This is a genomic window from Paraburkholderia sp. BL18I3N2, from assembly GCF_003001875.1.
Taxonomy (GTDB): Bacteria; Pseudomonadota; Gammaproteobacteria; order Burkholderiales; family Burkholderiaceae; genus Paraburkholderia; species Paraburkholderia phytofirmans.
The window spans coordinates 126,398-147,803 of record NZ_PVNC01000005.1 but is presented as its reverse complement, the minus strand read 5'-3'; the positions used below and the strand labels follow the sequence as shown (position 1 = coordinate 147,803).

The 21,406-nt window shown below is 63.1% G+C and carries 18 protein-coding genes; 10 read left to right on the top strand and 8 right to left on the bottom strand.

All coding sequences use genetic code 11. The features are described 5' to 3' along the window. Positions 1 to 13 precede the first annotated feature (13 nt). A complete protein-coding gene (locus B0G75_RS16205; protein ID WP_106307250.1) occupies positions 14 to 994 on the bottom strand; it encodes a hypothetical protein in 981 nt (326 codons plus the stop codon). Between the two features lie 7 nt (positions 995 to 1,001). Further along, entirely contained in the window at positions 1,002 to 2,987 is a 1,986-nt protein-coding gene (locus B0G75_RS16200; RefSeq protein WP_106307247.1) for a primary-amine oxidase, read from the bottom strand. 198 nt (positions 2,988 to 3,185) lie between these two features. Here B0G75_RS16200 and B0G75_RS16195 point away from each other — a divergent pair, with 198 nt between their 5' ends. The 3 genes from B0G75_RS16195 (at position 3,186) to B0G75_RS16185 (ending at position 7,187) form a co-directional block, all read left to right on the top strand. Beyond that, complete coding sequence (locus tag B0G75_RS16195) at positions 3,186 to 4,190, top strand: AraC family transcriptional regulator (protein WP_106307244.1); 1,005 nt, start codon at positions 3,186 to 3,188, stop codon at positions 4,188 to 4,190. A gap of 262 nt (positions 4,191 to 4,452) precedes the next feature. Then, positions 4,453 to 5,904: an APC family permease gene (locus B0G75_RS16190; RefSeq protein ID WP_181309283.1), complete on the top strand. Its 1,452-nt coding sequence runs from the start codon at positions 4,453 to 4,455 to the stop codon at positions 5,902 to 5,904. A 68-nt stretch (positions 5,905 to 5,972) separates the two neighbouring features. Next, complete coding sequence (locus B0G75_RS16185) at positions 5,973 to 7,187, top strand: porin (RefSeq protein ID WP_106307238.1); 1,215 nt, start codon at positions 5,973 to 5,975, stop codon at positions 7,185 to 7,187. 2 nt (positions 7,188 to 7,189) lie between these two features. Here the strand turns inward: B0G75_RS16185 and B0G75_RS16180 are convergent, their stop codons facing one another. Next, on the bottom strand, positions 7,190 to 8,086 hold the full coding sequence (locus B0G75_RS16180) for a LysR family transcriptional regulator (RefSeq protein WP_106307235.1): 897 nt from the start codon (positions 8,084 to 8,086) through the stop codon (positions 7,190 to 7,192). A 145-nt stretch (positions 8,087 to 8,231) separates the two neighbouring features. On the opposite strand from B0G75_RS16180, the gene tam reads away from it, so the two are divergent. Together tam and B0G75_RS16170 are read left to right on the top strand one after the other, a co-directional pair. Further along, positions 8,232 to 9,008 (top strand): trans-aconitate 2-methyltransferase, encoded by a 777-nt coding sequence (gene tam / locus B0G75_RS16175; RefSeq protein WP_106307232.1) that lies wholly within the window; start codon positions 8,232 to 8,234, stop codon positions 9,006 to 9,008. 185 nt (positions 9,009 to 9,193) lie between these two features. Beyond that, the gene (locus tag B0G75_RS16170) at positions 9,194 to 9,559 is read left to right on the top strand and encodes a hypothetical protein (protein ID WP_106307229.1); all 366 of its coding nucleotides are present in this window, start codon (positions 9,194 to 9,196) and stop codon (positions 9,557 to 9,559) included. Between the two features lie 114 nt (positions 9,560 to 9,673). Here the strand turns inward: B0G75_RS16170 and B0G75_RS16165 are convergent, their stop codons facing one another. The 4 genes from B0G75_RS16165 to B0G75_RS16150 all read right to left on the bottom strand — a co-directional run bounded on the left by B0G75_RS16165 (position 9,674) and on the right by B0G75_RS16150 (position 14,173). Beyond that, positions 9,674 to 10,321 carry a GntR family transcriptional regulator gene (locus tag B0G75_RS16165; protein WP_106307226.1) on the bottom strand — a complete coding sequence of 216 codons (648 nt, stop codon included), beginning with the start codon at positions 10,319 to 10,321 and terminating at the stop codon, positions 9,674 to 9,676. Positions 10,322 to 10,381: 60 nt separating this feature from the next. Continuing rightward, the gene (locus B0G75_RS16160; protein ID WP_106308017.1) at positions 10,382 to 11,740 is read right to left on the bottom strand and encodes an aspartate aminotransferase family protein; all 1,359 of its coding nucleotides are present in this window, start codon (positions 11,738 to 11,740) and stop codon (positions 10,382 to 10,384) included. A 53-nt stretch (positions 11,741 to 11,793) separates the two neighbouring features. Continuing rightward, positions 11,794 to 13,131, bottom strand: coding sequence for a glutamine synthetase family protein (locus tag B0G75_RS16155; protein WP_106308015.1), 1,338 nt, complete (start codon positions 13,129 to 13,131; stop codon positions 11,794 to 11,796). A gap of 211 nt (positions 13,132 to 13,342) precedes the next feature. Beyond that, positions 13,343 to 14,173, bottom strand: coding sequence for an oxidoreductase (locus B0G75_RS16150; RefSeq protein ID WP_106307223.1), 831 nt, complete (start codon positions 14,171 to 14,173; stop codon positions 13,343 to 13,345). 218 nt (positions 14,174 to 14,391) lie between these two features. Between B0G75_RS16150 and B0G75_RS16145 the strand changes: the two genes are divergently transcribed. The 4 genes from B0G75_RS16145 to B0G75_RS16130 all read left to right on the top strand — a co-directional run bounded on the left by B0G75_RS16145 (position 14,392) and on the right by B0G75_RS16130 (position 17,287). Further along, a complete protein-coding gene (locus B0G75_RS16145; protein ID WP_106307220.1) occupies positions 14,392 to 15,339 on the top strand; it encodes an AraC family transcriptional regulator in 948 nt (315 codons plus the stop codon). A 74-nt stretch (positions 15,340 to 15,413) separates the two neighbouring features. Beyond that, on the top strand, positions 15,414 to 16,037 hold the full coding sequence (locus B0G75_RS16140) for a glutathione S-transferase family protein (protein WP_106307217.1): 624 nt from the start codon (positions 15,414 to 15,416) through the stop codon (positions 16,035 to 16,037). Between the two features lie 139 nt (positions 16,038 to 16,176). Continuing rightward, positions 16,177 to 16,521 carry a hypothetical protein gene (locus B0G75_RS16135; protein ID WP_012433016.1) on the top strand — a complete coding sequence of 115 codons (345 nt, stop codon included), beginning with the start codon at positions 16,177 to 16,179 and terminating at the stop codon, positions 16,519 to 16,521. A 124-nt stretch (positions 16,522 to 16,645) separates the two neighbouring features. Continuing rightward, positions 16,646 to 17,287 carry a TetR/AcrR family transcriptional regulator gene (locus B0G75_RS16130; RefSeq protein ID WP_106307214.1) on the top strand — a complete coding sequence of 214 codons (642 nt, stop codon included), beginning with the start codon at positions 16,646 to 16,648 and terminating at the stop codon, positions 17,285 to 17,287. A gap of 44 nt (positions 17,288 to 17,331) precedes the next feature. Here the strand turns inward: B0G75_RS16130 and fabV are convergent, their stop codons facing one another. Then, positions 17,332 to 18,528, bottom strand: coding sequence for an enoyl-ACP reductase FabV (fabV, locus tag B0G75_RS16125; RefSeq protein ID WP_012433018.1), 1,197 nt, complete (start codon positions 18,526 to 18,528; stop codon positions 17,332 to 17,334). 182 nt (positions 18,529 to 18,710) lie between these two features. Here fabV and B0G75_RS16120 point away from each other — a divergent pair, with 182 nt between their 5' ends. Continuing rightward, complete coding sequence (locus B0G75_RS16120) at positions 18,711 to 21,230, top strand: penicillin-binding protein 1A (protein ID WP_106307211.1); 2,520 nt, start codon at positions 18,711 to 18,713, stop codon at positions 21,228 to 21,230. Positions 21,231 to 21,406: the final 176 nt, after the last annotated feature.

Genomic DNA, 21,406 nt, shown 5'->3' with positions numbered 1-21,406 from the left:
AGTGGCCGTGGCGCTAGCCGGAAGGGTTCGTGTGACGGCGGTATGGGTTCAGGTGCGGGTGGATGTGCTGCTTTGCGCGCCAACGCGTTGCTAACGACGCGGCACAGATCACATTCGCCGTCGCGCTTAATGCGTACAGCACGACGAATCCATCGCCGAAAAAGTAGGGGGTCGTGGATAACGCCGCGCCGAGCACCATGCCGATGTGATGCGCAATGCCCGGGCAACTGGCGCTCAATACGCTGGTCGAGTTACCGCGCAAGTTGACGAGCGCCGGAATCGTCAGGCAGTCGAGAATCAGAAAGACCGCTGCCGCGAGTGGCGCGAGCGCGGGGTTGCCGTTCGCCGCGAGCGTGCCGATCAGCGTCGCGCGCGCGATATACAGCGCCATCAACACGCGATTGCCGCGCGAGCGCTCGGCGATCCATGCCAGCGCGCAGACGGCTGCAAGCGAAAGCGAGATTTGCCAGAACGGTTGTGCGCCGCTGACGCCGCAGATTGCAAAGAGCTGGAAGCGGGCGAGACTGCCGCTGGATAGTCCTGCGAGCAAGGCGAGGAGAGCCGTTGCAGTTGATGGTGTCGCCACCTTGATCGAATCGGGATCTTGCTTAATGCCGCGATCCACATAGTGACGCGATTCGGCGTTGGCGTGCAGCCCATTGAGCAACATGCCGACGCCCGCCGCGATCATCAGCACGGCAATCGCAATGCCATGCGCCGAACCAGTCAAATACGCCGGCACGCTATTCATCGCACCGATCGTCACGATAAGCGTCGCGGCGCTCGCCAGCAGCGTGGTTCGGCCCGATGAGCGCGACGTCAACAGCGGCACGCTCATCATGGCCGCCAGCATCAGCGCGCTCGTCCATAACTCGGTGGCGTGCCGGCCGAGCCCGGCCTGCATCAACAGCGCAGCGCCTCCGCCCGCGAGGCACACGCATGCCGCACTCGCGCTCAGCATGCGTGTCAAAGCGGCGTGCCGCGCACGAGGCATGAGCGGATCAGTGCTTGCAACAGCCATGATCCGTGGACTTGCCGTCTTCGACGCTGTTCAGATCACGCTCGGCCGGCAAGTCCATCGTTGGGTTGGCCGAGAAGAAGTTGTTTGGCTTGAGCATGAAACCGGCGTACTCCACCGGCATCACCGGGAAGTCCTCGGGCTTGCACACATGCGTGTGGCCGAAGCTGTGCCACAGCACGACATCTTCATTCTCGATGTTGCGGTTCGCTTCGATATAGCGCGGCAGGCCGTCGCCGCCCGAATGCTGATTCGGATAATCGCCGCTTGCATAGCGCTCAGCCGGATCGAATGGCGTAACCCACACGTGACGCGTGGCAAAGCCGCCGCGTTGACGCACCTTCGAACGTTCGTCGGCCAGCATCAGCGGCGAGTCGTTCACGACCAGTTTGTAGCCCGGATTCGCGCCGCCGGCATTCTTCACGTTCGGGTTGCTGACCTTCCAGTAACGGCCTGTGCGGCCATTCGCGTTGCGGGCAGCTTCGCGTTCGGTCTTCAACACGCGCCGGGTCGTATCGAACACATTGCCGTACGGATTGTTCTCGCCCATGGGACGCGGCACGAATTCGTGTTCGGTCACCGTGTTGCGCTCGCCGTCCACCATCATGTGCATGCGAGCGTTGAAGAAGTGCTGGTGCGTCGGGCCGCCGAGGTTCTCGGTGATCATGCCGCCCCACGGATAGGTGTCGCCATCGGCCACGGCCGACGTTTGCACAATGCCGGTCAATTTGCATTCGAGTTGAATCGTGCCATCCTGGTACAGATACCAGTAGAAGCCGTAATCGTAATTGCCGACCGTGGCGAAGAAGGAGATCACGAGGCGTCGCGAGCGGCGCATTTCGAATACGCCAGTGCGGAATTCATAGTGCTTCCATAGCGTGCCGTAGTCTTCTTCGTGCATGCAGACGGCGTTCTTCATCACGAACGGGTTGCCGAAATCGTCCGCTGACGGAATGTCGAAATAGCGGATCGTGCCGAGGCAATCGCAACCGAGTTCGAGCTGGTTCGCCAGTTTGCCCAGACCGTATTCGCCCGCGTCGAACGCGCTTTTCCAGTAGTGGTTAGTGGTCGGATCGGAGTAGGGCACGCACATTTCCGTGACGCTCGCACGGTAGATGATCGGGCGCGTGCTCTTGCCGTCGTCCCACGACAGTTGATGCAGCACCAGCCCTTCGCGCGGCGTAAAGCCGACGCGGAAGTTCCAGTTCTGCCAGTTCACATGCCAGCCGTCGATCGTGAAGCTCGGGCCGTCGGGCTGATTGATCGACAGCGGTTTGAGCGTGCTGCGCGGTTCGCCGAGACTCGGTGTGTCGTAGTTGTGTTTGGCGCGCGGAATCGGAATGATGCGGCCGTCGTCCACCAGTTCGATTACTTTCTTTTCGAGCAGATCGACCACGGCCATCACGCCTTCGATTGGATGCGCGTAGCCGTTATCGGTCAACGTCTCGCGGTAGTAGCTCACGCAACGCACGAGACGCCGGCCGTTTTCGTTCTCGCGGTCGAAACAGCCCGCGGAGAACGGGTCGACCTGAACGCGTTCCAGATCCTTTTCGCTAACGCCGCGCTTCATGACAGCCACGCGCCAGGCTTCATCGCTCTTGACGATCTGTTCCGCGTTCATGAAGTCGTCGATCATGATGGGCGGCTGGCCGTACGGCGCCTCGCCGAACGGCATCACACGGCGCGCGGCGATTTTCTTTTCTCTCAGGTCCACCTCGAATTCGATCGTCGCGCCATTCGTACGATCGATCGCGAGCACGAAGGCCGTGCGCGAAAAATATTCGCCGGTCTTGAATGCCATCACTTCGGCTTTCGGCGGCTCGCGCAATTCGACCATCGGAAAACGTGCGTGCGAGTCGAGTTTCTCGGCGGCTTTCACGAGATCGCACGCGAGCTGCATTTCTGCGCCGCTCAGCGGATCGAGCGGATGAACGGGGGCGTGAGCGGCTTTCGTGGCATTCGTGTTCATAGGATTCCCGTAAGAAGTTGCTGGACCGGACAGCGTGCTCGCGAGGTGAACGAGGCGCGGCGAACGCTGAGTCGATGGCAAATCGTAGGAACCCAATAATATTTTCGCGCTTGCGTATCGCGCCAAATGAACGATAAAGTGCGCCAGAAGGAAGGACTGGAGCCACCATCAGCGGAGACTGGAGAGGAGACGCTCAGCATGAAAAAAGTCACGCTCAACGGCAGTTTCCCGATGATCCGCGCCGCGGTCATGGGGCCGGTTGTGCGCGCACTCGATGCATCGGGCGCGCAATGCGACGCGCTGCTGGAGGAGTTCGGCATGAGCCGCAAGCTCCTGTCGAATCCATATGAAATCCTGCCGCTTACGCGCTATGTCGCGGCGTTCGAACGTGCCGCGGAGGTACTTGGCGAATCCGCGCTCGGCCTGCGTTTAGGCAGCGAAGTGCAATTGACGGAACTCGGGCCTGCAGGTCTGGTGTTTCTCTCATCGCCCACGTTGAACGCGGCCATGCGCAAGTTCGTGCTCGCGCTTGCGTCGTGGCAAAACACCACGACCTGCGAACTGCTGCGCGACGACGAATGGCCGATCTGGACCTACCAGATCGCCAGTCCGCAAATCTGGCCGCGCCGGCAGGATGCGGAATACAGCCTGTCGACCATGTGCCATATGGTCCGGCTCGTGCGCGGCGCGGCGTGGAATCCGGTCGAAGTGCATTTCGAACATGCCGCCCCCGCCGATCTCAAACCGTATGCGCGCATCTTTCGTGTGCCGGTGCGCTTTCAGCAGCCTTTCAACGGCTTGATTCTGCGTCCGCAAGATCTCGACGCTTCACTCAAAAGCGCCGACTCGCAAATGGCGCGCATGATGGAGCGCCACGCCACCGATCTGATCGCGCGGGACGCGATGCCGCACAGCATTGCCGAGCAGGTTCGCGATCTGGTGACGCGGCGGCTAGCGCGCGAAAAACTGATCGTCGCCGACATCGCGAAGGACCTCGGTCTCTCGCACCGCTCTTTGCAGCGGCACCTTGCGCAAGAGGGCACTTCCGTGCGGCAGATCGTGCGAGAGGAACGGCAGCGCAGTGTGGAAGGCCTGCTCGAACGGGAAGAACTCACCAATGCGGCGATTGCGCGCGCTGTTGGTTACGCGGATGCCACCGTCTTGTGGCGCGCCGCGCGTAGCTGGAAGAAAAATAACCCGTGACGTGTCCGCGCATTCTTTCAACGTGAAAGCATTGCGCGAGAATAGTTTCGGTTCCTAAATATCCGCCGAAAACGGCCGCATTCGGGCTTCCCCGCATTGGCGCAAATTATCGAAAATTTGGCGCGGTTCGCGAAGTCGCTTTATTTTTTAGCTACCTACCATGCGCTCACACCGAAGCATTGGAGATCGGTCGAGTGAGCGTCTGGATCAGCAGTGCAGGGTTCAGGCGAGTCCCAGACTAGCCAACACAACAGAGGCTGCAATGAGTGAACCCTATTCTCCGACCCGAGCGGTCGACGCGGAGAACCCCGTGGAATTGAAAGGCAATACGCTGGGCTTATGGCAGATCGTATTCCTGGTGATTTCGGCGGCCGCGCCGCTGACCGGCATGCTCGGCGCGGTGCCGCCCGCGATCAGTCTCGGCAACGGCGCGGGCATTCCGGGCGCGTTCGTGATCGCCGGCGCGGTGCTGCTGATATTCAGCGTGGGCTTTGCATCGATGAGCCGGCACGTGGTTCGCGCCGGCGCGTTTTACGCGTACATCACCGCCGGACTGGGGCGGCCGTTGGGCATGGCGGGAGCGCTCGTCGCGCTGATGTCGTACACGTTCATCCAGATCGCGCTGTACGGCCTGTTTGGTTTCTTCTGCACGGTGATCCTCTCGCCGCTCCTGCATACCGCGTTGCCCTGGTACGGGTATTCGCTGATTTGCGTCGCCGTGGTGCAATTCACCGGCATTCGCGGTATCGATCTGAATAGCCGCCTGCTCGGCGTGCTGATGTGCCTCGAACTGGGCATTCTGCTGGTGCTCGCCGTCGCGATCGTCGCGCATGGCGGCGGACCGAACGGGCTCACGCTCGCACCGTTCACGCCGCAGCATGTGTTCAGCGGCCACCTCGGCATTGCGGTGATGTTCGCGTTTGCCTCGTTCATCGGCTTCGAAGCGACCGCGATATACGGCAAGGAATGTCGCGATCCCAAGGTGACGGTGCCGCGCGCCACGTACGTGTCCGTGATGCTGATTCTCGTGTTCTTCGCTTTCGTCACATGGACGATCGTGTGCGCGTATGGCCTCGCCGATGTGGTCACGGTCGCGACCAAACAGCCCGGCGATTTCTGGTTCATTCAGTCCGGCAAATATCTGGGCAATGCAGTGACGACGGTGATGAGTTTCCTGCTGCTCAGCAGTATCTTCGCGAGCCTGTTGTCGTTTCATAACACGCTGGTGCGTTATATCCATGCGCTGAGTCTCGAAGGCATCCTGCCGCAGGTCCTCAACCGAGTGCATGAAAAATATCGTTCGCCGTATGTGGCGAGCTACCTGCAGACGCTTTCCGTGTGCGTGTTGCTCGGCCTCTTTATCGCGGCAGGCAGCGACGTGTTCAACATTGTGTTCAGCTGGAGTTCGGCGCTCGGCACGATCGGCATCGTGATGTTGCAGGCGGTGACGAGTTTTTCGGTGATCGCGTTCTTCCGAAAGACGCGCAGGGACACGCGCGTATGGCATTCGTTCGTTGCGCCGCTGGTGGGCGGCCTCGGCCTGCTGTATATCGGCGTGATTCTGGTGCGCAATCTCGACGCGCTCAGCGGCTCCGATAGTCCGATCGTCAAATCGTTTCCCTGGATCGTGTTCTCGGTGGCGCTGGTCGGCGTGTTGATCGGTCTCATCCTGCGCAAGAAGCGCCCGGATATCTACGCACGCTTCGGCCAATAAGACAGAACCGCGCCAATCGCGCCAACCCGGCGCGACAACCCGCTACCTCACTTCTCGACAGGACAATCATGGCAGACACTTTCGTCAAGCGCTCGGCGCTTGCGCTGGCCGCGTTCGGCCTTTCGATGGCCGCGCACGCGCAATCTTCGGTGACGCTTTACGGCACGGTCGACGCCGGCCTCATCTACACGAGCAATCAGCAGACGACGCTCGCCAACGGCAGCACCAACGGACACGCGAACTATCAACTCGGAGGCGGCAATCTGGTGCCGTCGCGCTGGGGCTTGATGGGCACGGAAGATATCGGCGGCGGTACGACGGTCAACTTCGCGTTGGAGAACAGCTTTCTGATCGGCAGCGGCGCGATGCTTCAATCGAATACGCTGTTCAATCGCAATGCGTGGGTCGGTGTGAACAACGCGACGTATGGCGCGCTGACGTTCGGCCGTCAATACGATCCGTTCTCGGATTACATGGGTGCGTATGCATCGAGTAATAACTGGGCGACGCTGTACGGCTCGCATTTCGGCGACGTCGATAACTTGAACGAGGCGTTCAACTTCAACAATTCGATCAAATACATCAGCCCGAGCTTTGGCGGACTCACGGTTGGGGGATTGTTCAGCCTCGGCGGAGTAGCGGGGAATTTTTCGCAGAACAAGGGTTGGGCGCTCGCGGCGAATTACGCGCAGGGGCCATTGTCGCTAAGCGCGGGGTATCTGGAGTTGAATCAGCCGTTGCAGGCGGCGCTGGGTGGTACGAGCAGCTATATCGGCGACTTCAGTTGTGCGAACGCGGACGCGTCGTATTGTCTTCTGCAGGATGCGAGCAAGGTGCGGATCTTTGGGGCAGGGGGTTCGTATTCGTTCGGCAAGGCGAACGTGGCGGTGACTTATACGCACACGCGGCTGTCGCAGAGCCAGTACTTTGCGAGCGCGGCACGGCCAGCCGGCGCCGATGTTTCATTCGAAATCGCCGAGTTGAACACCACCTATGCGCTTGCGCCGGATTTGCAGCTTGGGCTCGCCTATATCTTCAACGATGTGAAGCCGAGCGGAAGCGGCTCGACCCGCGTGCATCAGATCAATCTCGGAGCGGTGTATAGCTTGTCGAAACGGACTGCCGTTTATGCCGTGGCGATTGGGCAGAAGTCTTCTGGCGCCGGGTTAGGGGTCGATCCGGTGACCGGCGCGAGTGAGAACCTCGCGCAGATTCCGAACGCGGTGAATTCGGATACCGATCGGCAGGTCTCGGTGGTTGTGGGGTTGCGGCACAACTTTTGAATTCACCCTTTGAACGTCGCCTGCTCGAGGATCATGTCGTAGAGCGCCTGCGCGGCAGGCGACAAGTGCGCGGTCTTGCGCGCCACGAGCACGAGCGTGCGCGACACGGCCGGCTGCGTGAGTTCGACGGTCCGCACCGTCGGATACGCGCCTTTTTGCAATGCAAGCGCCGGCACCACCGCCGCGCCCACGCCCTGCGCGACCAGCCCGACGGCCGTGGAACTGCGCTGCACTTCGTAGAACGAGCGCAGCGCCAGTTGGCTCGGCTCCAGCGCGACGTCCAGTAACGCACGGTTGCCGCTCACCTCGCCGGCAAAGATCAGCGGATACGATTGCAACTGCTGCCAGGCGATGCGGCGCCGCTTTGCCAATGGATGATCTTCGTGGCAAATCAAAACATAGCGGTCCTCCGTGAGCGGCACGCTCGCCAGATCGGGATGGTGCTCGCCGGCGATATTGATGCCGAATTCGACTTCCCGGCGCAGCACGGCCGCTTCCACCGCGGACGACGCGTGATCGAGAATCCTGATGCGGTTATGCGGATAACGCGCCGAATACGCCTGCAGAATACGCGGCAAATACTGCACGCCGACCGTCGGCACGCAGGCGATGGACACATCGCCACGGCGCGCCACGCCTGTCTCGCGGATTTCGACCAACGCATCGGCGAGTTCGCCGAGCAAGCGGCGCGCTTGCGGTAGAAACCCTTGCCCGATTTCGGTGAGCGCCATGGAGCGCGTGGTCCGCTCGATCAGCGTGACGCCGAGGTAGATTTCGAGCTTGCGCAGACGCTGCGTGATGGCCGTTTGCGTGACGTGCAGCGAATCGGCGGCGCTCTGGAAGCTGCCGCGATCCGCTATGGCGACGAACGCCTGAACGCCGAGCGTATCGATTTTCATCAGTAAAATTGAGGAATCGGAATGATAAATTCATTTTACTCCGCACGTCGCGCCGCCGAGAATGGACGGATTGGATCGGTTGAGATGCCGCGCAGTTCAGATCGGCCGTCACCGATCCGGCCACCTCGAACACAGGGAGTCCCAGATGACGTCGAACAAGGATTGGCACGCGAAGCAGTACGTGTTGTTCGAAAACGAGCGCACGCGTCCGGTCAGGGATCTGCTGGCGGCCGTGCCGCCGGCGGATGTGAAGACAGCGGTGGACATCGGCTGCGGACCCGGCAACTCGACCGAGACACTCGCGGCGCGCGTGCCGGGCGCGGCGGTCAGCGGCATGGACAGTTCGCCCGACATGATCGCGGCGGCCCGCCAGCGCCTGCCGCAATTCCGCTTCGACGTGAGCGACATCGCCACGTGGGACGCACCCGGCCCCTACGATCTGATTCTCGCGAATGCGGTGCTGCAGTGGGTGCCTGACCACGAGCGCCTGTTTCCGTCGCTCGTCGGCAAGCTCGCGCCGGGCGGCAGCCTCGCGGTGCAGATGCCGGACAACCTCGACGAACCCGCGCACCGTCTGCTGCGCGAGATTGCCGTCGATGGCCCGTGGGCGCACAAGCTCAAAGGCGTCGAGCGCACCATGCGCTACGGCGCAGAGTGGTATTACGCCTTGCTCAAACCGCTGTGCGCGCGGGTCGACGTGTGGCGCACCGTCTACCATCACCCGCTCGCGGGTGGCGCGGATGCGGTGGTCGAATGGTTCAAGGGCAGCGCGCTGCGGCCGTTCCTCGCCGAACTCGACGACGCGGAGCAAGCCGCTTTCCTCGGGCGGTACCGCGAGGCGATCGCCGCGGCTTATCCGGCGCTCGCCGACGGCACGGTGCTGCTGCCGTTTCCGCGCCTGTTCATCGTCGCTACCCGCTAGCGGCGCCGGCTTGCGAGCGAGGCGCGGTGCGGCCCGCGAGCGGGTTGCCGTGCCGCCGCGGCGCGGCCGCGCCAGGGTACTCAGGAATTGCCGCGCTTGAATTCTGCGTGATATTGTTCTATCGAAGCGGGGGCCGGCGACACGCCGTCCTCACCGGAACGCAATCCACCGCAGCGAGCGTCGCCATGAGTGATGTACGCCATCATCTGAGTCCACGGGACCGTCTGGAGCTGTTGTGCTGGCTCACATGCGGGAGTCTTGGCGCTTATTACCTGAATGAGGATTGGCCAGACGCGGCGTTCCACGTGCAGGCCGCGCACAAGTGGCTCGATCGCCGGGCGCGGGAGGCCGACTGGCTGACGGTCGCCAAGCTGAGCGCCACCGCGGTGGAGATCGCGCGGCGCCACGCGCAGTTTGTCGAGGCGGACTGGGCGAGAGATGCGGTCGAGGAGATTCTCGATACCGATGAACTCGATCCTCAGGCCCGGCTCGTTCGGCAAGTCATTGCCGATTGTCAGACCGCTTTGGCAGATAGAAGGTTGGCGGATTAGCGTTCCAGTGTTCGCTCGCGCACACAACCCACCAAGTGATTGCCTCGTGGTAAAGCGCTCGCAATCGCATCGCCGCCAGCCGCGCGAGTTTGCGTCAGATTACCCGTCGCGCGGTCACAGGCACTGCTCGCGCAAACACATCGCCGCATGATTCAGATCACGCTCGATCGCCCGCCGCACGCCGGCCGCATCGCTCGCTTTCGCGGCATTCAGCAGATCGTCGTGCGCGTCGTTGAGCGTATCGGCGAATAGCGCCTCGCCGAACAGCAGATTCGAAATCGGGCCGACCTGCAGCCACACGGTTTCGATCAGCTCCAGCAGCAGCGGCGACCCGGCCGCCCGGTACAGAATCAGGTGGAATGCCTCATTGGCGTCGAGATAGCTTTTGGCGTCGGCGCAGCGCAACGCCTGCGCCATCTGCGCGTTCAGTTTTTCCAGCGTGTCGAGATCATGCGCCGTGAGATGCGGCACGCCGAGTTCGGCGGCCTGGCCTTCGAGGATCAGACGCACGCGCAGCACATCGTCGAACTGTTCCTTCGATAGATGCGGCACCGTCACGCCGCAATTGGGCACGTTCACGAGCGCCGATTCGGCCGCGAGGCGCTGCAAGGCGGAGCGCACCGGCATTTCGCCCACGCCGAGTTCGGCGGCGACGTGGCGGATCTTGATGCGTTCGCCGGGCACGAAGCGTCCGATCGTGAGCCACTGCCGCAGCGTGTCGTAGGTCTGGTCCTGCAGCGTGTGATGGCGCGAAGTTTTCATAAAGCTCGAGGCAAAACCCCATGGAAAAAGGGGCAAAAAAAGCCGGTGCGTCGGCACAACTCAGATCAGTTCGCCAAGACAGGCGTCAAACGCGGCGACCAGCTTGTCGACGTCTTCCACCGACGTGTCCGGGCAGACCAGGATCATGTTGTGAAACGGCGTGATCAACACGCCACGATTCAGCAAGTAAAGGTGCAAGACGAGTTCCAGCTCCGGATCGAGCTGGCGTCCGGCTTCGCTGCCGTTGCGCGGCGGCGTCGGCATGAACTGGAATTCGTTGCGCGCGCCGACTCGCGTCACGCACCACGCGAGGCCGTGCCGCGCAATCGCGTCCCGCAGTCCACTCTCGATACGTCCGGCCAGCGCGAACATATGCGCGTAGGCCGCGTCGGTCATCACCTCGGCCAGCGTGGCGCGGATCGCGCTCATGGCGAGCATGTTCGCGGTGAGCGTCGTGCCGATGCCGGAGTGTCCCGGCGGCGCACTGCGCTTGGCCTGTTGCGCACGCGCGGCGAGTTCAGCGCTAAAGCCGTACACGGCGCACGGAAAGCCGCCGCCGACCGGTTTGCCGAGTACGAACAGATCGGGTTCGAGCCCGTGCGCCTTCGTATAGCCGCGGGGGCCGCAACTGATAGTGTGCGTTTCGTCGATGGCGAGCAGCGTGCCGTAGCGGCGCATCAGCGCTTGCGCCTCGCGCCAGTAGTCCGGTTCGGGCAATACCATGCCGATGTTGGTCATCGCGGGTTCGGCGAGCACGCAGGCCACGTCGCCATCTTTCAGCGCGTGTTCCAGCGCGGCGAGGTCGTTGAATTCGATCACGCGCGTGCTGCCGAGCAGGTCGTGCACCTGGCCGATCAGGCTGTCGCGCTGTTGCGGCCGGCCATCGACCAGATCGACGAAGACGTCGTCCACGGTGCCGTGATAACAGCCGTTGAAAATCACGATCTGCTTGCGCCCAGTCGCCGCGCGCGCCCAGCGCAGCGCGAAGCGGTTGGCGTCGCTCGCGCTCATCGCGAACTGCCAGTACGGCAGCCCGAAGCGGCGCGCGAGTTCTTCGCCGACCCACGCGGCGTCTTCGCCCGGCAGCATGGTCGTGAGGCCGCGTTGCGCCTGCGCGGCGAGCGCCCGTGCGACCGGCGCCGGCGAATGGCCGAACATCGCGCCGGTGTCACCGAGGCAGAAGTCGGCGTAGCGGTGGCCGTCCACGTCGGTGAACGCGGCGCCGCGTGCTTCGTCGACATAGAGCGAGAAGGGCGTCGACCAGTCGTTCATCCAGTGCAGCGGCACGCCGAACAGCAGGTGGCGCGCCGCCCGTTCGGACAGCGCGCGCGACTTCGGCATGGCCTCGACGAACGCGCGGCGTTCACGCTCGACAAGCGCCTGTGCGCGCGCCCAGTTGATGCCGTGACGGGTATCCAAAGGCAATTGCATGCTCTCCAATCGGGTTATCGGCCGTGTTCCATGTTCCGCGCTCAGACGAGCAGTTGCAGATGCTCGCGTTCCCACGCGGTAATGCCTTGCGAGAAGGTTTCGAATTCCTTTTCCTTCACCGCGCAGTACGCCTGCACGAAGCTGTCGCCGAGCACCTCGGCGAGTTCGCTGCATTTCGACAGCGCCTTGAGCGCGTCTTCGAGACCGCGCGGCAACTCGTATTCGAGGTCGTAGGCGCTTTCGATCATCGGCGCCGACGCTTCCTGCTGTTCCACCATGCCGAGATAACCGCAGGCGAGGGTGGCCGCCATGGCGAGATACGGGTTCACGTCGACGCCCGGCACGCGGTTTTCGAGCCGGCGCCCGTCCGGCCCGGAGTTCGGCACGCGGATTCCGCAGGTGCGGTTGTCGTAACCCCAGCGCACGTTGATCGGTGCGGCCGTGAAGCGCGACAGGCGCCGGTAGGAGTTCACGTACGGCGCGAACATGGGCATGGCTTGCGGCATGTATTTCTGCAAACCGCCGATATAGTTGAAAAACAGCGGGCTCGCCGAGCCGTCCGGCAGCGAAAAAACGTTCTGCCCGCTTTCCCGATCGACGATGCTTTGATGAATATGCATCGCGCTGCCCGGTTCGTGCTCCATCGGCTTGGCCATGAAGGTGGCGAAAATGCCGTGACGGAAGGCCGTTTCGCGCACCGCGCGCTTGAACAGGAAAACGCGGTCGGCGAGATCGAGCGCGTCGCCGTGCGAAAAGTTGATCTCCATTTGCCCGGCGCCGACTTCGTGCACGAGCGTTTCGACGCCGAGCTGGGTCATTTCGCAGAAGCGCGACAAGTCCTGGAAGAACGGATCGAATTCGTTGACTGCGTCGATCGAAAACGACTGGCGGCCCGCTTCGTGGCGCCCCGCGCGGCCGAGCGGCGGGCGCAGCGGTTCATGGGGATTCTTGTTCTGCGCGATCAGGTAGAACTCCATCTCCGGCGCCACCACCGGGCGCCAGCCTCGCTCTTCGTAAAGCCGCAGCACACGACGCAACACCGCGCGCGGCGAGATGCCGATCGGCTTGCCGTCCAGGCCGACGCAATCGTGAATCACCACAGCAACCTGTTCGATCGCCCACGGCACCAGCCGCACGGTGTTCGGATCGGGAATGCAGACCATGTCGGGATCGCTCGGCCCGACAAAGCGCTCGAAATTCGCGAATTCGCCGTTGACGGTGATCATCAGCAGCGCATTTGACATATGCATCTTGCCTTCCGAAAGAAACAGGTTCTTCGGCACGATCTTGCCGCGCGCGACGCCGGTCATGTCCGGTATCACGCACTCCACTTCATGAATCCGATGATGTTCCAGGAATTCGCGCAGATCGCCGCGCAGGTCGCTTTGCAAGGTTGACTCCAGTCGGTGGATGACAGCGGCACGAGGCGCTTTCGACAACGGAGCGCGCTGAGCCGCCTGTTTCGGAAAAGCTGGATTTTTTGTATTGTGGGATTTGATCAAATCATGACACGGCTTTCTCTTTTTGTAAAACTGGACAAAACTCGCGCTCGCGTCGCAATTTCGCAAGCTCGATTGAATTTCTTTTGTTTCAGGCGAAGTCAGTCGAGCGTGACAGCGTTTCCCACTGTTCGATCTCTTCGTTGAGCGCCGCCAGCTTCGTTTTCACCAGGTCGAGCGCATCGTTGCCGAGCAGCAGATGGACCGGCGGATTGTTTGCCGCGACGATTTCCAGCAGCGCCTGCGCCGCTTTGCGCGGATCGCCTGCCTGCTTGCCGCTCTTCGCCTCGCGTGCCTCGCGGATCGGGTCGAACAGGGCGTCATAGTCGGCGATGCTGCGGCCCGCGCGGACCATCGAGCGGCCGGCCCAATCCGTGCGGAACGAGCCGGGGGCGACGGCCGTGACCTTGATGCCGAAGCCCGCTACTTCTTTGGCGAGCGCGTCGGTGATGCCTTCGAGCGCGAACTTGCTGCCGCAGTAGTACGCAATGCCGGGCATCGTGATGAAGCCGCCCATCGACGTGATGTTGACGATGTGGCCCGAGCGCCGCTCGCGCATGGCGGGCAGCACGGACTTGATCATCGCGACTGCGCCGAACACGTTGACGTCGAATTGACGGCGCAGGTCGTCGAGCGGCGATTCCTCCAACGTGCCTTCATGGCCGTAGCCTGCATTGTTGACGAGGACGTCGATCGGGCCGACCGTTTGGGTGATCGCGGCGACGGCGGGCGCGATGGCCTCGAAATCCGTGACGTCGAGCACGACCGCGTGCGCCCGTTCGGCCGCCAACGCCGTGAACGCATCGCGCGCCGCCTCATTGCGCACCGTGCCGACGACGGTATGGCCCGCGTCGAGCGCCGCCTGCGCGAATGCGCGGCCGAAGCCGGAACTGACGCCGGTGATCAGAAACGTTTTGCTCATGGTGATCCACTCCTTGATTTAGTCCGTCGTCACATGGCGCTTTCGGGTGAAAACGCATGGCATCGACGGAAACAGCCCAGGACTGAATGATAGAAGCGGCAGGGCCGGGCGCGAATGCCGGGTCGTCTGCATTGATTGCCTAATCCTATGAACGGATGGATTTTCCGGCACGGCGGTGGCACAGTGCAATCTGCTTAGCTATCTCGACAGGGCCCACAATGAAGCCCAAGCATCAGGATTCGGGCGCGCGGCAACGCATGGTGGCCTTGCTCGAAAATCTCGCGCCGCTGGAAGGCTACAACCTCACCGTGCTGCCCGACGTGCGCTTTCTGCGTTCGAACCGGCCGCTGAGCCGCACGCCGGTGCTGTACGACCCGGGCGTGGTGATCGTCTGCCAGGGACGCAAGCGGGGCTTTCTCGGCGAGACGGTCTATGTGTACGACGCGCAGCACTATCTGGCGGTCTCAGTGCCAGTGCCGTTCTCGATGGAAACCGAAGCTAGCGAGGCCGAGCCCTTGCTCGCCATTTATTTCCGCCTCGACTTCAAGCTGGCCGCCGATCTGATGCTGCAACTCGACGAGCGGGACGCGGGCGTGCCGGCCGAACCGCGCGGCATGATGTCGACGCCCCTCGACGCGAAGCTGAGCGCTACCGTGTTGCGCTTTCTGGAAGCGATGAGCGTGCCGTTGGAAGCGGAGCTGCTAGGCCCAGCGCTGGTGCGTGAAATCTACTTCCACGTGCTGACCGGCGAGCAGGGCGGATCGATGCGCGCCGCGCTAACCGCGCAAGGCCAGTTCGCCCGGATCGCCAAGGTGATCCGCAAGATTCACGCGTGTTATCGCGAACCACTCGACATCGGGCAGCTGGCGCTGGAAGCGAACATGAGCGTGCCCAGCTTCCACTCGCACTTCAAGGCGGTGACGCGTACGTCGCCGATGCAATATCTGAAGTCGACGCGGCTTCATCAGGCGCGCCTGCTGATGGTGAGAAACGAGGTGACGGCGGGGCACGCGTGCGTGCAGGTGGGCTATGAAAGCGCCTCGCAATTCAGCCGCGAATTCAAGCGCCTGTTCGGCCGCAGTCCGGTCGAAGAGGCGGAGCGGATGCGCAAATCCTTCGCCGTGCCGCCGCCCGCGCCGGGGTCGATTTTCGTCGCGTCGCACTGAGCGGCGTTGGCCTGGTGCGCACGGCGCAAACTGTGCCTGTCAGTTCCATCGAGCCATCGATACGCTTTGAACCCATGCTAAAAATACTCGGCAAGACCTCGTCCATCAATGTCCGCAAAGTCTTGTGGACCTGTGCAGAGCTCGCGCTTCCATTCGAACAGGAAAACTGGGGCTCCGGATTTCGCGCGACCAACGTGCCGGAATTCCTCGCGCTGAACCCCAATGCAATGGTCCCCGTCATCAAGGACGGCGAGTTCGTGCTGTGGGAGTCGAACCCGATCATCCGCTATCTGGCCGGCCGCTATCACGGCGAGTGGTTATATCCGGTCGATCCGTGCGAGCGCGCCCGCTGCGATCAATGGATCGACTGGCAGGCGAGCGAGTTGAACCGTTCCTGGAGTTACGCCTTCCTAGCGCTGGTCCGGCATTCTCCGGCACACCAGGATCCGTCGCAGATCGAGCAGTCGTGCGCCAACTGGGCGAGGCATATGGCCATGATCGAAGACCAGTTGCAAAAGACCGGCGCGTTCATCGTCGGAGACGCGTTTTCGCTCGCGGACATTCCGCTCGCGCTGTCCATCAACCGCTGGCTGGAAACGCCGCTGCAACATGGCGATTTGCCGGCGGTTGACGCGTATATGGCGCGTCTCGCCGCGCGCGAAGGCTACCGGATGTATTGCCGCAACGGTACGCCGTAACGCTTGCACAAACATCCACGCGGCTTACAACAGTCCGTACGCGATGCTTACGGATTCCAGCCCACGCACACACTGCTGCGCGGCGCGCCTTGACTCGCCTACAATGGCCACTTTTGCGACATCGATTGAAGGTTCCACGATGCGGGTATCGAAAGTTGCGCTGGCGTTGCTGGCCGCGTGTTTCACTCTGAATGCCAGCGCCGAGATGACGGCCGCGCAGTACAAACAATGGGCGCATGCCGATAACAACTCGATCTACGCCGCGTACATCACCGGCACGATCAACGCGTTCGGCTGGGCGAACGGCGAACTGGTGTCGAAGAAGAAGCCGGCACTCTTCTGTCCGCCGCCAAATCTGGCCATCGGCAACCAGAACGTCTATCCGTTGCTCGACACGTTCTTCACCAACCACCCGGGCCTGTCGGACGATTTTCCGATCGGCCTTGCGATTCTCCGTTCGCTTCAGGCGGCGTTTCCCTGCTGAGGTCGGTCGCGACCGCGTAAGGGGCGCGGTGGGCGCGTTTAGTCCACCGTCAGCACGCCGCGCTCGTCGTTCTTCGCGTAGCCAATACGAGCGAACACTCAGATTTAAAACTCGCATTTCCTACATGGCCAAATCCGCTTCCACGCAGCGTCTGAAGCCCCGTAAAGCGCCGCTTCAGCGGCGTTCGGCGCAAACCGTCGAGACCGTGCTCGAAGCGGCGGCTCGCATTCTGGAGACGCGCGGACTCGAGGGCTACACGACCAATGCGGTTGCCGAGCGGGCCGGCGTTAGCATCGGCTCGCTCTATCAATACTTTCCGAATCGCGACGCGTTGACCGTGGCGTTGATCGAACGCGAAACCGCGCAACTGGTGGCGGACGTCGAGGCGGCGTCCTTACTGGAGAACTCGCGTGACTGCGTGCAAGCGATGGTGCGCGCGTCCGTCGCGCATCAGATGCGCAGGCCGGTGCTGGCGCGCATCATCGATATGGAGGAGCGCCGCTTGCCGGTGGAGGAGCGCAATCAGCGCATCGCCGACACGATCCACGCGGCGCTGGTCAGTGCGCTGACGGAAAAGACGCAGGTGCCCGAATTGGACGATGTGGACCGCGTCGCGCGCGATCTGCTGGCGATCGTGCGCGGCATGGTCGATCAGGCGGGCGAGCGCGACGAGCGTGACGCCGCCGCGCTGGAAGTGCGCGTGATGCGCGCGGTGGACGGCTACGTGGCGCAGTCGAGAAAAGTGGACGGCGGCAAAGCGGTATAACGGGCGCAAGCCCGAAGCGGGGCCACCCAAGGCCCCGCGCTTCGTCAAACCTGCACGAGCTTCGGAATCTGCACGTCCGGATTGACGTCCGCTTCGTAATCCACGCCCGCGATCTCGAAGCCGAACAGACGCAGGAAATCCGTCTTGTAGCCGCTGAAGTCGGTGAGTTCGTAGATATTGTCGTTGGTCACCTGCGTCCACAGTTCCTGCACGCGGTTCTGCACTTCGGGGTCGAGCTCCTTGTAGTCCGCGCGCAGACGGCCTTCTTCGTCGATGTGCGGCGCCGCGCCGTACAGGCTGTCCTTGTACAGGCCGTAGACCTGCTCGATGCAGCCTTCGTGCGTGCCTTTCTCCTTCATGACCTTGAAGAGCAGCGACAGATACAGCGGCATCATCGGAATCGCTGAACTCGCTTGCGTGACGACCGCTTTCAGCACCGAGACGCGCGCGTCGCCGCCCTTGGCCGCCAGCTTCTCGCGAATGCCCAGCACTTTCTGGTCAAGGTCCTTCTTGGCCGCGCCGATCGAGCCGTTCCAGTAAATGTCGTGAGTGATCTTCTCGCCGAGATAGGTGAACGCCGTGGTCTTCGCGCCGTCGGCGAGCACGCCGGCTTCGAGCAGGGCGTCGATCCACATCTGCCAGTCTTCGCCGCCCATCACCGCGACGGTGTCGTCGATTTCTTTCTGGGTGGCGGGTTCGAGCACGGTTTCCTTGATCACTTCCTTGTCCGTGTCGATGCCGCGCAGATTCACAGCCTTGCCGACCGGTTTCAAGGTCGAGCTGAACACTTCGCCGCTCTTCGGATGCGTGCGCTTGGGCGCGGCGAGGCTGTAGACGACCAGGTCGACCTGACCCAGATCGCGCTTGATGACTTCGATGGTGCGCGCTTTGACTTCGTCGGAGAACGCGTCGCCGTTAATGCTGGTCGCGTAGAGGCCTTTCTCCGTGGCGAATTTCTCGAAGGCCGCGGTGTTGTACCAGCCGGCCGTGCCGGCCTTGGTTTCGCTGCCGGCGCGCTCGAAGAACACGCCGAGCGTGGCGGCGTCCGAGCCGAACGCCGCGCTGATGCGGGCGGCGAGGCCGTAGCCCGTGGATGCGCCGATCACGAGCACCTTCTTCGGGCCGTTGGCGATGGGGCCGCGTGCCTTGACGTAGTCGATCTGTTCGCGGACGTTGGCTTCGCAGCCGGTCGGATGGGTGGAAACGCAGATGAAGCCACGCACGCGCGGTTTGATGATCATGAAGCACCTCTTGTCGGAATTGGCGACATTATAGTGGGCCACGTACTGGGCCGCGATGGTTGCGAACGCGCCGCGGCGGTTTGGCTTCCGGCGGCACGCCGGCTCCGCGCCGCGGGCAAAAAATCGGCCGCCGCCGCGCAACTTGGTAGGATTGCGCCTTTCCCGTCCGACGATTGGCTAGTGTGAAGCGCCTCATCCCCTCATTTCTGGCGGCCCTCGATAAAGGGCTGACCCTCGCCAACCCGCTCATCGCCCAGGCGCTGTGGCACCTGCGCCATCCTACGCGCCGTGGCGTGCTGAAGGCTTGCGCGGCGCTTCCGCTGCTGTTGGTGCTGTACGTGCTGATCCTGATTCCGTTCACACCGGGCATCGGCGATATCCGCAAGGCCAAGATCGAGCAGCCGGCGCAGATCCTGTCGGCGGACGGCAAGCTGCTGGCCGAATTCAAGCCGTCCAACCGCGAGTGGGTCAAGCTCAAGGACATCTCGCCGAACGTGGTGAATGCGCTGATCGCCACCGAAGATCACCGCTTCTACCAGCATTGGGGCCTGGACTGGCGGCGCACGGCTTCGGCCGCGCTGCATACGTTTTCCGGCGACCGGCAGGGCGGCTCGACTATCACGCAACAACTCGCCCGCAATCTCTATCCTGACGAAATCGGCCGCGCGCCGACCCTTACGCGCAAGCTGAAGGAAGCGATCACGGCCTTCAAGATCGAGGCGCTTTATAGCAAGGACGAGATTCTCGAGACGTATCTGAACACGGTGCCGTTCCTCTACAACGCCTATGGCATCGAGATGGCTGCGCGCACCTATTTCGACAAATCGGCTTCCGATCTGAATGTGCTGGAAAGCGCAACGCTCACTGGCATGCTCAAGGGCAACAGCTACTACAACCCGGTGCTGAACCCGGAACGGGCGCTGCAGCGTCGCAATACGGTGCTCGGCCAGTTGGTCAAGTACGGAAAACTGACGCCGGCCGCCTATGCGACGTTGAGCCGCCGGTCGCTGCGCATCGATTTCGAGCGCCAGACCGAGCCGCCTGGACCGGCGCCGCACTTCGCGCAGCAGCTGCGCAAGTGGCTGGCGTCGTGGGCGGACCGGAACGACTACAACATGTATGCCGACGGGCTGGTGGTGCGCACCACCATCGATTCGCGTCTGCAGACCATGGCGACTCAGGCCGTGACCTTGCAGGGCAACCAGTTGCAGGGCATCGCCAATGCGGCGTGGGGCACCCGCGCGGGCTGCTCGAACGGCCGCGATCTGCTGCAGACCTTCCTGCGCGAAACGCCTGACTACTGCGCCGCCAAAGACACCGGCCTCTCCGATGACGCCGCGCTCAAGCGCGTCTCGTCGGACCGCGATCTCGTGAAATCGGTATGCGAGTCCAAGACGCGCGTGCAGGCCGATTTTCTCGCGATGGACCCGCGCAACGGCCAGATCCGCGCTTGGGTGGGCAGCCGCGACTTCAGCCAGGATCCGTTCGACCATGTCCAGCAGGCGCGGCGCCAGCCGGGCTCGACCTTCAAGCCGTTCGTGTACGCGGCGGCCTTCGAGTCGGGCGCCAGGCCCGCCGATACCTTTGTCGACAAGCCGGTGGAAATTCCACTGGCAGGCGGCGAAATCTGGCGTCCGAGCGACGAGGACGAGCCGAGCGAGCGCAAGATCAGCCTGCGCGACGGCCTTGCGTACTCGCGCAACCGCATCACCGCACAAGTGATGGAGACGGTCGGGCCGAACAAGGTCGCGCGCCTCGCTCGCGCAATGGGCGTGCGCGACAGCGAACTGGATCCGGTGCCGTCGCTCGCGCTCGGCACGAGCCCCGTCACGCTGAAGGAAATGGTTTCGGCTTACGGCACGATCGCCAACCTCGGTGGCTACGTCGAGCCGGTGATGGTGACGCGCATCGAGAACCGCAAAGGCGAGGTGCTGGCCGAATTCGCGCCGGTGTCGCCGAAACAGGAGCTGCCCGCCGACACCGACCGCGTGCTGATCGACGTCATGCGCGACGTGGTGAACCGCGGCACGGGGTCGAGCATTCGCAGCCGCTTCGGCGTGCGCGGCGACGTCGCGGGCAAGACGGGTACGACGCAGGGCAACGCGGACGGCTGGTTCATCCTGATTCATCCGCAGCTCGTGGCGGGCGCGTGGGTCGGCTTCAACGACAGCCGCGTGACCTTGCGCAGCGACTATTGGGGGCAGGGGGCGCACAGCGCGCTGCCGATCGTCGGCGATTTCTTCCAGCGCGCGCAGCGTTCGAGGCTGGTCGACAGCCGCGTCAAATTCGCCACCGACCAGGAGCCGGGCTGGTTCGCCGAACGCTCGGGCAGATTGCGCGATTGGTTCCAGAATCTATTCGCGGGATCGCCGGTCAAGCCGGAGGCGCCGGTTGTGCAGCGCGGGACGACGCGTCGGCCGCCGGCTGCCGTGCCGGAACAACCGGCGGTTGCGCAGCCGGCGTCGACCGCGGTGGCCGAGCCGCGCGCCTTGCCGCAGCCGCCGATGCTGCCGGCGCCGATGCTGCCCGCGCCGGGTTCAGCGCCGCTGGCGGCGAGCGGGGCGGTCGACGGTGAAGCGCGCGGTGGCGGCGAACCGGCACTGGCGCCGACGCCCACGCCGGACGATGTGGTGCCGCCGGACGCCGGCAGTCCGGCCAACGCGTTGCCGGAGACGTCGGCGGGCGGGCGCGGGTCGCCTTGAGCGGTGTTGCGCCGCGCGGCTGAGCCGAGGCAGCGCTTTTCGATGGTGTGGCTGAACTCGCGCGGCGCATTCCACAGATGCGCCTGGGCCGCACATTGTTTTTCACCGGCGCGGCCGCCCTCACGCCACGCTTCATCATCACGGTAACCTGACGCGCTTCGCTTCGCCCGCACCCA